Source organism: Erwinia sp. E602, from assembly GCF_018141005.1.
GTDB lineage: Bacteria > Pseudomonadota > Gammaproteobacteria > Enterobacterales > Enterobacteriaceae > Erwinia.
This window is the reverse complement of the sequence record NZ_CP046582.1, coordinates 2,956,487-2,970,077: the sequence shown is the minus strand read 5'-3', so window position 1 is coordinate 2,970,077 and position 13,591 is coordinate 2,956,487. Positions and strand designations below refer to the sequence as shown.

Here is a 13,591-nt window from a genome sequence, read left to right as displayed (position 1 = left end):
CTGACCTGCAATAGTGCAGGCGCGGCCAGGGAGCAACTGGCTGATTTATAGGGGCATCCTGAGATAACACGATCTATCTCACTGTTTTGCATATTAACTTTTTTAACATCGCACTTTGTGGGGTGGGTAACAATCAGCCTGGCCTGACTCTTGCTACACTCCCGTTCACTTTTCCGTAACATATTGAACGTGAAACAGGGGTGTAACGATGAATCTCAGGCGGCTTAAGTATTTTATCAAAATTGTCGACGTTGGCAGTTTGACCCAGGCGGCCGATATTCTGCACATCGCCCAGCCGGCGCTCAGCCAGCAGCTGGCCTCGCTGGAGGGGGAGGTGGGTCAGCAGCTGTTGATCCGCACCAAGCGCGGCGTCACCCCCACCGAGGCCGGCAATATTCTCTACGCCCATGCTCAGGCGATCCTGCGTCAGTGCGAACAGGCGCAGAGCGCGATCGATGGTGCGGGCCAGGCATTGAGCGGGCAGGTTTCCGTGGGCCTGGCCCCCGGCACCGCCGCTTCGCTGCTGGCGCTGCCGCTGATGGAGGAGGTGCGTCGCCAGCATCCCGGCATCCTGCTCTACTTTAATGAGAGTTTTGGCACCACCCTCAGCGAGCTGATTATGAGCGGACGCATGGATATGGCGGTGCTGTACGGCAACCGCCAGGTGCACGGTCTGGCCTTTATCCCGCTGATGAAAGAAGATTTGTGGCTGGTGACGCCGCCGTCCGAGGCCCGCTTCGGTAAAACCGTGACCCTCGAACAGATCGCCCATCTTGACCTGTTCCTGCCGCGCATCTACAACATTATGCGTAAGCTGGTCGATGAAGCTTTTGTGCAGAAGAATCTTGCTTACAAAGTGACGTGCGAAATCGAGTCGGCCACCACGCTGGCCCAGGCGCTGGCCAGTAATCTGGGTTCCACCATTCTGCCGGAGTCGATCGCCCGTCAGATGCTGAAGCAGGCACCACTGCTGCGCATGAGCAAGATCGTCGAACCGATTCAGGCACCGCTCTCCTTCTGTACATCCGATCATCTGCCGCTGTCGCAGCCGGCCGAAGCGGTGAAGAAGATCCTGCTGTCGCTGATGGCCGAACGCACCCAGGACAACCGGCCGCTGACGCTGGTGAGCTAAGCCCCTCCCACCACCCAAAAGGCAGCACTCAGGCGTACTTTTTGTCGTTTCAGGTTCCGGTGCCTGGCCTGACGGGGTGTGGCTTTGGGACCGCTGGTCGCTTCGGGTTAAGGTGCCCGGCTAATCGGGGTTTATCCGGATCGCGGACACGCCAGTAACGTCCCTGGGCTCTGCCGGGCACGTCCCTGTGCCCGAAGGTCCGCTAACCCGGATAAACCCCGATTGCCTGTTATTTTCTGTGTTGCTGTTTTGAAACAAAATCAGATAAAACCAAACCAGGCAAAATTAAAGCCGACCAAACAGTCTCTGCTGTTTAGCCGCCAGAAGCACTGGCGAAAAGCGATGTCTTTAGCAGCAACGCAATAGCCAACAGGGAGGACGCGGGCGAAAAGGTTAGCCGGGCGTGCGGCGCAGGGAGCGCCGCACGAGCTTACATGGACGTACTTGCAGCGTCCCGGCGTTCTTTTCGCCCGCGGCTGAACCCGGCACGAGAACAGGAAGCTACGCCTTTAAGACAGCAACGCAACAACTGAACCCGGCACCAGAGCAGAAAGCCACGTCTTTAAGACAGCAACACAACAGCTGGCAGGGAGGACGCGGGCGAAAAGGTTAGCCGGGCGTGCGGCGCAGGGAGCGCCGCCCGAGCTTACATGGACGTACTTGCAGCGTCCCGGCGTTCTTTCGCCCGCGGCCGAACCCACCACCAGAGCAGAAAGCCACGCTTTTAAAACAGCAACGCAACAACTGAACCCACCACCAGAGCAGAAAGCCACGCCTTTAAAACAGCAACGCAACAACTGAACCCACCACCAGAGCAGAAAGCTACGCCCTAAGACAGCAACACCACAGCCAACAGTAATAAGGCTCTCTTATCACCCTAAAGCGAAACCCTCTTACACCCGGGCAAAAGCCACAAGATACAGTGTTCCCATCACGGTTTTTCCGTTAGCGGATACCACGTTGAGGAAATGGAATGGATCCAGCACGTCAGTTACAGACCCCGCAAATCAGCTGGCTTGGCACCCACGCGGTGCTGTTCGAAGCCCCCGGTGAACTCAGCCTGGAAAACCAGCAGCGCATCTGGGCGCTGGCGGACTACGCGCAGGAGCTCAACGCCATCCGTGGCGTCGTGCCGGGCATGAATAATCTGATGCTGGTGTTCGGCCCGCAGCTGCGCGAAGGCGCATCGCTGTTCGAACAATTGCAGCGCCAGTGGCAGCGCGGCGAGAGCAAAACCTTCTCCGGCCGCGTCATCGAACTGGACGTCACCTACGGCGGTGAGCCCGGCCCGCACATCTGTGACGTTGCCGAACACACCGGCATGACCATTCAGGAGATCGTCCAGCGCCACAGCGAACCGCTTTATCCGGTTTACGCCCTCGGCAGCCATCCCGGCTACTGCTACCTCGGCAATATGGATCCGGCGATCGCCACCCCGCGCCGCAGCACGCCGGTGCAGAGCATTCCCGGTGGATCGGTATCAATAGGTGGCGTGCAAACCGGCGTCTCGGCTTCGCCAGGCCCCAGCGGCTGGAACACCATCGGCCGCACTGATTTCGTCTTCTTTGATGCCCACGCCGAATCCCCGGTGCGGCTGCAACCCGGCGACAGCATTCGCTTTCGGGTAAGCCGGGTGCTGGCATGATCGTTATCGAACGTACCACCGCGCTGACCAGCGTGCAGGACACCGGCCGCTTTGGCGCGCTGCACTACGGCGTCGGCACCGCCGGTGCAATGGATCCGCTGGCGCTGCGCCTTGGCAACGCGCTGCTCGGCAATCAGCCGGACGACGCGGCCATCGAAGTGCCGCTGTTCCCGTTCCGTCTGCGCTTCACCCGCGACTGCGCCTTTGCCCTCAGCGGTGGCGACAGCAGCGCCACGCTGGGCGAGCGGCGCATCCCGGCCTGGTGGGTGGCGCAGGCGCGCGCCGGTGACGTGCTGACCCTGCACGCCTCGCGCTTCTCCGCACGCAGCTACCTGCACCTGCCGGGCGGCGTGGACGTACCGCCTGTACTTGGCTCGCGCAGCACCCAGCTGCGCGGCGAGTTTGGTGGTTTTCATGGCCGTGGCCTGCAGCAGGGTGACTGCCTCAGCCCGTGCCTGACGGACTGGCAGGGTGCTACCGACTTTGGTATCGCGCCGCCACGGCTGGCGCTGAGCGATAACCCGACCGGTATTCCGCAGGTGCGGGTGCTTCCCGCCGCCGAATACCGCGCCTTTACCGATGCCTCAGTAGCCCGATTCTGGCAGCAGCAGTGGCGCGTCACGCCGCAGAGCAACCGCTATGGCTACCGGCTGGAAGGCGAGGGCCTGGTGGCGAAAACCCCGCTGGAGATGCGTTCTCACGGCATCATCCCCGGGGTTATCCAGGTGACCCACAGCGGTCAGCCGATTATTCAGATGCGCGATGCCCAGCCCAGCGGCGGCTATCCGAAACTCGGCACGGTGATCGACGCCGATATGTGGCTGCTCGGCCAGGTGCCGGTGGGCAGCAGCGTGCAGTTTGTGGAAGTGAACTGGCAGCAGGCGGAGGGCGCCGGGCGCGAGCGTCAGCAGTGGCTTGATGCCCTGTGCCAGCGTATTGAAGACTACCGGCTGTGCCCACAGCAGGCCTGAGGAGGCAGGATGTTAGCATTTCGTGAAATTCAGGCGATTGCCCGCCGGCTGCGCCGCAGCGGGCTGGAGAGCATCGAGATCAAAGGTGCAGATTATGCCGTGCGGCTGACCTGCGAACCGGGCGGCGCATCAGCATTACCCGCCGCCGCCGCCGCCGGCGTGGCCGCGCCGGAACCACAGGCACCGCCAGCACCGCCGGAACCGCTGGCGCTGACGGCATCGATGCCCGGCCATATCTGGCTGCAGGACCCGCTCACCGGCAAGGCGCTGGCGGAGGAGCAGGGGACGGTGGCGGCGGGCGATCTGCTGGCGCTGCTGCAGGTCGGGCCGATCTGTCTGCCGTTACGGGCACAAACCGGCGGCAGGCTGGCGGGTTATACGGTCAGTCATGGACAGCGGGTGGAGTACGGCCAGCCGGTGGCACAGGTCATCACAGAGGAGACAGCAAATGAGAGCCATTGATCTTAACGCCGATCTCGGCGAAGGCTTTGGTGACTGGCGCATGGGCGATGACGCCGGACTGATGGCACTGATCAGCTCTGCCAACGTCGCCTGCGGGTTTCACGCCGGGGATGCGGCGATCATGGCGGCCAGCGTGGCGCTGGCCAGACGCCACGGCGTCGATCTCGGGGCGCACGTTGGCTTCCCCGACCTGGCCGGTTTTGGCCGCCGCCGCATGCAGATTGATACCGCCACCCTGGCGCATTATGTCACTTATCAGCTGGGAGCGCTGGCCGCCTTTGCCCGCGTAGAGGGCTACCCGCTCAGCCATATGAGCTTTCACGGCGCGCTGGGCAATATGGCCGCCGAGGACGACGCGCTGGCGCGACCGCTGCTGGCGGCGGTGCAGGCGTTCGATCCTGACATCATTATCAGCACCACCGCCGGTAACGCCGTTGAACGCTGCGCCCGCGAGCTGGGGCTGCGGGTGGCCTGTACCTTCCTGGCGGACCGCGCCTATCAGGCAAACGGGCTGCTGGTACCGCGCGGCGAGCCAGGGGCGGTGATCCACGATCCGTTGCTGGTCAGCCAGCGCGTGCTGACGCTGTTGCAGACCGGCAGCATCAACGCCATTGACGGCACGCTGCTGGCGATGGACATCTCGTCGGTTTTACTGCATGGCGATACCCCGGGTGCGCTGCAACTGATCGCACAACTGCGCCAGGATATTGCGAATGCGGGCGGGGAAATCATCCCGATATCGAAACATTCCTATGAATAAACAGTGGCATAGCTTATTACTATAGCCGCTATAAGGCAGCCTTATTGCCCTAAAGCCTTTCCCTCTTACCCCTCACCGCGATGAGCGGATAGAGTCAAAACAGAGCAAAAAGAACATCAGGAGAAGTCTATGCCGTTTGCAGATTATAAAACCGCGCTGGTTACCGGTGCTTCAGCCGGAATGGGTGAAGCGATCGTTGAGCGTTTGTGCCAGGAAGGGATCGTCGTTCATGCCGTGGCGCGTCGCCACAACGAACTGGAGCAGCTGGCCGCGCGTACCGGCTGTATTCCGCACGCCATCGACGTCTCTGACGTGGCGGCGCTGACTGAACTGTGCCAGAACCTGGAGATCGACATTCTGGTTAACAACGCCGGCGTCTCGCACCCGGGCTCAATCCTGCAGTCCGAAGCGCAGCATATTGAGACCCAGGTCGACGTTAACCTGCGTGCGGTGCTGCACCTGTGCCGCCTGCTGGTGCCGGGCATGGTCGATCGCGATCGCGGCCACGTCATCAACATCACCTCGATTGCCGCGATCTACAACTTCGGTGGCAACTCGATCTACCACGCCACCAAAGCCGGTGTACATGCGCTGTCGCGCCAGCTGCGCGTCGACTGCTACGGCAAGCGCGTGCGCATCACCGAAGTGTGTCCGGGACGCGTTGCCACCGACATCTTCGGCAACGTCAGCGGCGATAAAGAGGGCGCGCGTAAGCAGTTTATCGACGGCTTCGAGCTGCCGACGGCCAAAGACATTGCCGACACCGTGGCCTTCGCCATCGCGGCACCGGTGGCGGTGAACATTGGCAATATCGAGATCACCCCGACGCTGCAGGTGCCGGGCGGGCTGTCCATCATGCGTCCCGGTGATGCACCGCGCTAACGCGTAACTGACTGAGGGCCTTGCTGATGAACGGTTCACTCGATTTTAGCGTCATTCTGCACGGCCAGTACGGGCATATGATCCTTGACGGCATGTGGCTGACGCTGCAGCTGGCGGTGGGTGCCTGGCTGCTGGCGATGGTGCTGGCGATGGTGCTGGTGGTGATCCGCCTGACCAGAGTGCGGCCACTGGAGTGGCTGGTGGCGGCCTGGGTCTCTTACCACCGCAACGTGCCGACCCTGATCCAGCTGATGATGTGGTATTTCGCCATCCCCACGCTGCTGCCGGAGTCGGTGCAGATGTGGCTGAACGAGTTCAACGCCGAGTTCCTGTTCTCGCTGGTGGCGCTGGGCATGTGCCAGTCGGCCTACTTCTCGGAGGATATCCGCAGCGGCCTGCGCGCCACGCCGGACGGGCAGAGCGAGGCGGCACGCGCGCTGGGCATGAGCTACGTGCAGTCAATGCGGCTGATTATTCTGCCGCAGGGGGTGCGCAACGCGCTGCCGGCCCTGATTAACCACACCGTGCTGCTGTTTAAAAATACCAGCCTGGCGATGGTGATAGGCGTTGCCGACCTGACCTACGTGACCCGGGAAATCGAGAACTACACCTTCCGCACCTTCGAAGCGTATCTGGTCTCGACGTTCTGTTACCTGGTCTTCTCCCTGCTGCTGATGGCCGCAGGCGCGCTGCTGGCGCAGCGTTTCCACCGTGTCACTGCGAGGTAGGCTGAATGAGTGAAATGCTGACGATTTTACAGCAGAACGGCATGCTGTTCCTGATGGGGCAGTACCCCAACGGCCCGCTGGGCGGAGTGCTCTGTACGCTGCTGGTGTCGCTGTCGGCGATTGTGCTGGCGCTGCCGGTGGGCGTGCTGCTCGGTATGGCCCGTATCTCGCCGTTCCGCATTCTGCGCTGGCCGGCCACCGCCTGGGTTTACGTGCTGCGCGGCGTGCCGCTGCTGATGGTGGTGTTCTGGACCTACTTCTGCGTGCCGCTGGTGCTGGGGCACACGCTGAGCGGCTTCGGCACCATGCTCTGCACGCTGGTGGTGTATGAGAGCGCCTATATTGCCGAAATCGTGCGTGCCGGTATTCAGGCGCTGCCGAAAGGGCAGTACGAAGCCTCCCGTGCGCTGGGCATGAGCTACACCCGCACCTTCCGGCAGGTGATCCTGCCGCAGGCGCTGTTCAATATGCTGCCAAGCCTGGTCAGCCAGCTGGTCTCCATCATCAAGGACAGTACCCTCGGCTACGTGATCAACGTGCCGGAGCTGACCTATGCCGCCAACCAGGTCAACAACCAGCTGCTGACCAAGCCGTTTCAGGTGTTCGCCATTGTCGCCATCAGTTACTACATCATCTGCTTCAGCCTGACCTGGTTCGCCGGCTGGCTGGAACGACGCATCAATGCCAGGCGCAACCGGGCTGAGCAGGCCGCCGTGCCGCAGCGCAGTGTCTCACTGGCAACCAAATCCGCTATCGAGGAGTAACGCATGAATCCGATTATTCGCTTTAACCAGGTGAACAAATGGTACGGTGCCTATCACGCGCTTGCCGATCTCAATGCGGAAGTGAACAGCGGCGAGGTGGTGGTGGTGTGCGGGCCGTCCGGTTCCGGCAAATCGACGCTGATCCGCACCGTTAACCGGCTGGAGCCGATCCAGGAAGGGCAGATCGTCTTTGACGGCCAGGACATTCACGGCAGCAGCACCCAGCAGAACCAGTTGCGATCGCGCATCGGTTTTGTGTTTCAGAGCTTTAACCTGTTCCCGCACCTGTCGGTGCTGGACAACATCATGATCTCGCCAGTCAAAGTGCTGGGCGTGCGCAAAGCCGAGGCGAAGCAGCAGGCGCTGGCGCTACTGGATCGCGTCGGGCTGGCGCACAAGGCTAACGCGTGGCCGGCACAGCTCTCCGGCGGCCAGCAGCAGCGCGTGGCGATTGCCCGCGCGCTTGCGATGAAACCGCCGGTGATGCTGTTCGACGAGCCGACCTCGGCGCTTGACCCGGAGATGGTCGGCGAAGTGCTGAGCGTGATGCGCAGCCTGGCGAACGAAGGTATGACCATGATGTGCGTTACCCATGAGATGAATTTTGCCCGTGAAGTCGCCGACACCATCTGGTTTATGGATGAAGGCAAAATACTGGAGAAAGCCCAGCCGCAGAGCTTCTTCACCCAGCCGCAGCACCCGCGTGCGCAGCGTTTCCTCACTGACCTGCGTCAGCATTAAAATAATAACCGGAGCCTGAAAACGATGAGAAAACCTTTTCCGCTGTCACTGGCACTCTGTTTGCCATTACTGCTGAGCACCAGTCTCTCCGCCCGTGCGGACACCTTAAGCGACATCACCAGCCGTGGATCGCTGAACTGTGGCGTTTACAGCGACACGCCGCCGTTCTCCTCACCGGATCCGAAAACCCGCGAACTGGCGGGCATGGATGTTGACCTCTGCCACGCGCTGGCAAAGCAGCTGGGCGTAAAAGCTAACCTGATGCCGGTGTCGGTTGAGGCGCGCATCGCCATTCTGACCACCGGACGTGCTGACGTACTGATCGCCAACCTCGCTTACACCAAAAGCCGCGCGCGGCAGATCGCCTACAGCGACCCGTACTATATCGCCAAAGAGGTGCTGGTCGTTAAGGAGGCCAACGCGGCGAAAACCCCGGCAGATTTCAAAGACAAACGCCTCAGCTCGACGAAAGGCTCCACCTCAGAGCAGGCAATCCGCCTGGCCGGTGCCCGCCCGGTGACCTTCCAGGACACTGCCTCCGCCTACCTGGCGCTGCAGCAGAATAAGTCGCTGGGCTTTGTCACCAACGGGATGACCGCGCTGCAGATGGTTAACCGCGCCGGTGCCGACGGCGTGAAGCTGGCGATTATCAAAGAGCCGATGGCGCTGGAGCCGGTGGCGGTGGGGATGAAAAAGGATGACGACGCGCTGCTGAAAAAGGTCAACGAAAGTCTGGCGACGATGGAGAAGGACGGCGAGATCGACGCCATCTGGCAGCGCTGGCTGGGGCCGCAAACCGAATACAAAATGGTGCGTGAAGAGAAGGTGCAGCCGCTCAGCGGGCTGAAGTTTGAAGCGCTGGAATAATACCGCCGATCGCCGGGCGTGTGGGGGGATCCCACACGTCCTTACCGCACGCCAGCTCCCCCCGTAATCAGCAGGTCTCCGGGCATCCATACTTCAGCTTTAACCGAACAGGCCACGCATCCCTTATTTCAACGTTTGCCGAATGTGTCTCGCATCCCTAACTACTGACTTTCGCCGGATAGAGATGAAACGTTCTTCACAGGCCAAATGGCCGGTTTGCAGCCCGTGCAGAAGCGTTGCGTGGGGGCTCGCAAAGGTGCGCTACAGGCCTGGAATGAGGATTTTCACACGCGGAAAGCAGGTGTAGATTCGGTCAGGAAAGGAGTAACAGGATCACGAAGAACCTTTGCTGGCGGGGTGAAATGCCCCCTGCAGTCTGACGAAAAACAGATGTTCTGCTCAATCCTGCAGCTATAAAAACAACAAAACCCGCAGAGCGGGTTTTGTTGTACTTCTTACTATTGTCCCGGGGGGAGGCTTTCGCCCGCGAATCCCGTGGCTCACGTTGCAGACTATAAAACGAGGGAAGCGTACATGTCAACTCAGCAAGAATCCGTTATCCGGGCCGTTCGGCGGGCATTATCTGATGCCAGGCTGTCAACTTTTGAACGTGCAGTGGTGACGAAAAGTGTGGATGACCCCGCCCCGCTGGGCTTATATACCTGGAACGCGGTCATTTCGGGCGCGCTACTGGCACCTTTACAGGTATGTGAAGTGGTGATTCGTAATGCGGTTTCAGATGCACTTGAGAGCATTTATGGTTCAGAGTGGCCGTGGAATCGCTCTTTTGAAGGAAGCCTGCCTCATGGCAGAAAGAGCGATCTGCTGGAAGCAAGGAGGGTGGCAGAAGGCACGGATACCGTCATCCCTAAGAAAAGATGAGAACCAGATCCCATTCTGATCTCTCCAGACTTGCCAGGCCGCGCTAACGCTGACGATAATCGCGGCGCAACGGCAGTACAGGTTGCCGCTCGTTTTTATCACGGCATGTCACTGGTAATGCAGGCAAGACCAAAATAAAAATGCTCACCCTTATTTTTTGGGGGGCATTTCTATTTTGGTCTTTTTTTTTGGTTTTTTTCAGGGGTGAAGTATGAATTATAAACAGCTCGGCCACGACATTATCGCGCTGTGCGGCGGTAAGGCGAATATTATCAGGTTAACGCACTGCGCCACGCGCCTGCGTCTTGAATTCAGCGACCGCAGTCAGGTACAGGACAAAGCGATAGAGCAGCTGCCTGGGGTGATCGGGGTGGTGGAGAGCGGCGGCCAGTTTCAGATTGTGATCGGCAACCAGGTACAGCAAACCTACCGCACCATGCTGGATGCCGGCAGCGGCACAGCCGGCGTGAAGCCGGTGGCCAGCGCCAGCAAAGGCGGGGTGTTCAGCCAGATTATCAGCGTGATCTCCACCACCTTTACCCCGGTGATCCCGGCGATTACCGGGGCCGGGATGATCAAAGCGCTGCTGGCGATCCTCAAACTGAGCGGGCTGATTACCGCCGCCAGTACCACCTATCAGCTGCTGGATACCATTGCCGATGCCGCGTTTTTCTTCCTGCCGGTACTGCTGGCTTACGGCGCGGCGATCAAATTCGCCTGTAACCCAATCCTGGCGATGACCATAGCCGGGGCACTGCTGCACCCGAACCTGGCGCAGATGCTGGCGAAGGGCGGTGAGATTACCTTTATCGGTATCGACGTACGGCTGGCCGACTATGCCGGTTCGGTACTGCCGATCATCTTCACCGTGTGGATTATGTCGTGGGTGGAACGGTTCGCCGAGCGGGTGTCGCCGTCGATGATCACCTTCTTTACCAAACCGATGATCGTGCTGCTGGTTACCGCACCGCTGGCGCTGGTGGCAATCGGGCCGTTTGGCATTCTGCTTAACGACCTGGTGGCCACCGGCGCGGCGGCGATCGATGGCCGTGCCAGCTGGCTGATTCCGATGCTGATGGGCGGGCTGCAGCCGTTCCTGGTGATCACCGGCACGGCGTGGGCGATGACGCCGATTGCCACCATGCAGCTGAGCCGCCAGGGCTTTGAAACCATCAACGGTCCGGGGATGCTGGCGTCAAACATTGCCCAGGGTGCCGCTACCCTGTGCGTGGCGCTGAAAACCAAAAACAAAGATCTGAAGCAGCTGGCGTCGTCCGCCGGTTTTACCGCGCTGCTGGGGATCACCGAGCCTTCGCTGTACGGGGTGACGCTGAAGCTGAAACGACCGCTGATTGCCGCAATGATCGGCGGCGGCTGCGCCGGGATTTACGCCGGACTGAGCGGCGTAGTGCGTTACGCCTTTGTCTCACCGGGGCTGGCGGCGCTGCCGGCCTTTATCGGGGAAAATCCGATGAACATCGTCCACGCGCTGATCACCTGTCTGATTGCCATCGTGGTCACATTTGCGCTGACCTGGGTGCTCGGTTTTGACGATCCGCAGCCGGTTGCGGATGCACCACAACAGGATGCGGCAGAGACTGCGCGTCAGGGCGAAGCTACCCGCGCAGCGCAGGCTGCTGGCGTGACCGCTGCTCAGGCCGCGGGCGTTAATGGCTTAGCCAGCCAACCCGTGAAGGCCAGTATGATGGGCACCGTCCAGGCCCGGGCAACTTGTGCTTCAGTGCAGTCGTTGCCGGACAGCGGTGAGGGCGCCACGTTGGCAACTGCGTCCTGTAGTAGTGCGGTTCAGACACCGCAGGCCAATGCCCTGCGCAGCGAAACCCTGCTCAGCCCGTTAAGCGGACGGGTGCTGCCGCTGTCGGCGGTGCCGGATGACGTGTTCTCCCTTGGTCTGCTCGGCCAGGGCGTGGCGATCGAACCGGATCGCGGCGTGCTGGTCTCGCCGGTGGCGGGTGAGGTGATGACCTTCCTGCCGTCAAAACACGCGGTGGGCATCAGGTCTGACGGCGGGGCGGAAGTGCTGATCCATATCGGCATCGATACCGTTAATCTTAACGGTGAACACTTTACCTCGTCACTGCAGGTGGGCGATCGGGTCAGCGTCGGTGAGGTGCTGGTCACCTTCGATATCGCGGCGATCGCGGCGGCTGGCTATCCGCTGATAACGCCGGTGCTGGTGGTTAACAGTGAAGATTATCAGTCCGTCACTGCCGTCACTGCCGTCACCGCCAGCGGTCAGGTGGAGACCGGTGCAGCGCTGCTGGCGCTGAGCGCCCGGTCAGGGGAGAAAACAGCATGATCTATCAACAACCGTCGCCGTTTCCGGCAGGCTTTTTATGGGGTGCCTCCACTTCAGCGTATCAGGTGGAGGGGGCGTGGAATGAAGACGGCAAAAGCGCGTCTGTGATTGACATGTACCAGCATTCAGCCGACACCGCAGACTTTACCGTCGCCAGCGACCACTACCACCGCTGCATTGAGGATGTACGGCTGTTTGCCGAACTCGGACTGAAAGCCTACCGCTTCTCCATCGCCTGGACGCGGATCATTCCCGGCGGCACCGGCGAGGTGAACCCGGCCGGAGTGGCGTTTTACCGGCGGCTGATCGACGAGCTTAACCGCCACGGCATTGAGCCGATCGCCACGCTGTATCACTTTGATCTGCCCTGGTGCCTGCAGCAGCAGGGCGGCTGGGAGAACCGGGCAACCATCGACGCCTTTGTTGACTACGCGCGCACGCTGTTCAGCCTGTTTGGCGACAGCGTGCGCCACTGGCTGACCATCAACGAGCAGAATACGCTGATCCTGCACCCCGGCGCCGTCGGCCTGCCGCCGGGCGGGGTGCCACCGACGGCGAAATCGCTGTGGCAGCAGAACCACCATATGATGCTGGCGCAGGCGCAGGTAATGGCACTGTGCCACCGGATGCTGCCGGCGGCGAAGATCGGCCCGGCGATTAACACCACCTCAATGTATCCGGAACACTGTAAGCCGGAAGATGCCATCGCCGCGCATAACTGGGAAACGTTGCGCGGCTGGAGCTTCCTCGACCTGGCGGTGCACGGGCGTTATAACATGCTGCACTGGCGCTACCTTACCGATCGCGGCCTTGCCCCGGACATGGCCGAGGGGGATGCGGCGATCCTGCTGCAGGGCAAGCCGGACTATGTCGCCATCAACTACTACTCGACGGCGACCATTGCCGCCAGCCGCGGCGATGCGTCAGACGTCAGCGCACGCGCCGGGGATCAGCAGATCATGCTGGGGGAGCCGGGGGTGTACCGCGCGGCGGAGAATCCGTTCGTCGGCAAAACCCGCTACGGCTGGGTGGTTGACCCGGTCGGGCTGCGCCTGACGCTGCGCAAGACGTACGAGCGTTATCATCTGCCGATCCTGATCACGGAAAACGGCATCGGTGCGCCGGATGAACTGCAGGCTGACGGAACCATCGCCGATGATTACCGCATCGACTTTCTGCGCCAGCATATTCAGCAGGTGCAGCTGGCGCTGGCGGACGGCGTGCCGGTGATGGGCTACTGCCCGTGGTCAGCGATCGATGTGGTCAGCACCCATCAGGGGTACGGTAAACGCTACGGCTTTGTTTACGTTAACCGCGGCGAGCATGACCTGAAGGATCTGCGGCGCATCCGCAAGCAGAGTTTCGGCTGGTATCAGCGGGTGATTGCCAGCAACGGTCAGACCTTGTAAAACAGAGCCAGACAGATAATGGCCGGGT

At 61.0% G+C, this 13,591-nt stretch carries 13 protein-coding genes; all 13 read left to right on the top strand.

The window, feature by feature from the left end; translation table 11 throughout:
• Positions 1 to 208: 208 nt before the first annotated feature.
• On the top strand, positions 209 to 1,132 hold the full coding sequence (gene nac / locus GKQ23_RS15090; protein WP_056236482.1) for a nitrogen assimilation transcriptional regulator NAC: 924 nt from the start codon (positions 209 to 211) through the stop codon (positions 1,130 to 1,132).
• A 973-nt stretch (positions 1,133 to 2,105) separates the two neighbouring features.
• Positions 2,106 to 2,777, top strand: a complete 672-nt coding sequence (pxpB, locus tag GKQ23_RS15085) for a 5-oxoprolinase subunit PxpB (protein WP_212408699.1) — start codon at positions 2,106 to 2,108, stop codon at positions 2,775 to 2,777.
• Positions 2,774 to 3,748, top strand: coding sequence for a biotin-dependent carboxyltransferase family protein (locus tag GKQ23_RS15080; protein WP_212408698.1), 975 nt, complete (start codon positions 2,774 to 2,776; stop codon positions 3,746 to 3,748). The genes pxpB and GKQ23_RS15080 overlap by 4 nt, the downstream gene beginning before the upstream one ends.
• 9 nt (positions 3,749 to 3,757) lie before the next feature.
• Positions 3,758 to 4,210: a hypothetical protein gene (locus tag GKQ23_RS15075; RefSeq protein WP_212408697.1), complete on the top strand. Its 453-nt coding sequence runs from the start codon at positions 3,758 to 3,760 to the stop codon at positions 4,208 to 4,210.
• Positions 4,197 to 4,970 (top strand): LamB/YcsF family protein, encoded by a 774-nt coding sequence (locus GKQ23_RS15070; protein WP_212408696.1) that lies wholly within the window; start codon positions 4,197 to 4,199, stop codon positions 4,968 to 4,970. Before GKQ23_RS15075 ends, GKQ23_RS15070 begins: the two co-directional genes overlap by 14 nt.
• A 129-nt stretch (positions 4,971 to 5,099) precedes the next feature.
• Complete coding sequence (locus tag GKQ23_RS15065; protein WP_212408695.1) at positions 5,100 to 5,852, top strand: SDR family oxidoreductase; 753 nt, start codon at positions 5,100 to 5,102, stop codon at positions 5,850 to 5,852.
• Positions 5,853 to 5,878: 26 nt separating this feature from the next.
• Positions 5,879 to 6,580 (top strand): amino acid ABC transporter permease, encoded by a 702-nt coding sequence (locus GKQ23_RS15060; RefSeq protein WP_056236469.1) that lies wholly within the window; start codon positions 5,879 to 5,881, stop codon positions 6,578 to 6,580.
• 5 nt (positions 6,581 to 6,585) lie between these two features.
• A complete protein-coding gene (locus tag GKQ23_RS15055; RefSeq protein WP_212408693.1) occupies positions 6,586 to 7,344 on the top strand; it encodes an amino acid ABC transporter permease in 759 nt (252 codons plus the stop codon).
• A gap of 3 nt (positions 7,345 to 7,347) precedes the next feature.
• Positions 7,348 to 8,085: an amino acid ABC transporter ATP-binding protein gene (locus GKQ23_RS15050; protein WP_056236466.1), complete on the top strand. Its 738-nt coding sequence runs from the start codon at positions 7,348 to 7,350 to the stop codon at positions 8,083 to 8,085.
• A 24-nt stretch (positions 8,086 to 8,109) separates the two neighbouring features.
• A complete protein-coding gene (locus GKQ23_RS15045) occupies positions 8,110 to 8,952 on the top strand; it encodes an ABC transporter substrate-binding protein (RefSeq protein WP_056236464.1) in 843 nt (280 codons plus the stop codon).
• Positions 8,953 to 9,486: 534 nt separating this feature from the next.
• Positions 9,487 to 9,834 carry a hypothetical protein gene (locus GKQ23_RS15040; RefSeq protein WP_212408691.1) on the top strand — a complete coding sequence of 116 codons (348 nt, stop codon included), beginning with the start codon at positions 9,487 to 9,489 and terminating at the stop codon, positions 9,832 to 9,834.
• Positions 9,835 to 10,045: 211 nt separating this feature from the next.
• Positions 10,046 to 12,154: a glucose PTS transporter subunit IIA gene (locus tag GKQ23_RS15035; protein WP_212408690.1), complete on the top strand. Its 2,109-nt coding sequence runs from the start codon at positions 10,046 to 10,048 to the stop codon at positions 12,152 to 12,154.
• Positions 12,151 to 13,563, top strand: a complete 1,413-nt coding sequence (locus GKQ23_RS15030; RefSeq protein ID WP_212408688.1) for a glycoside hydrolase family 1 protein — start codon at positions 12,151 to 12,153, stop codon at positions 13,561 to 13,563. The genes GKQ23_RS15035 and GKQ23_RS15030 overlap by 4 nt, the downstream gene beginning before the upstream one ends.
• Positions 13,564 to 13,591 lie beyond the last annotated feature (28 nt).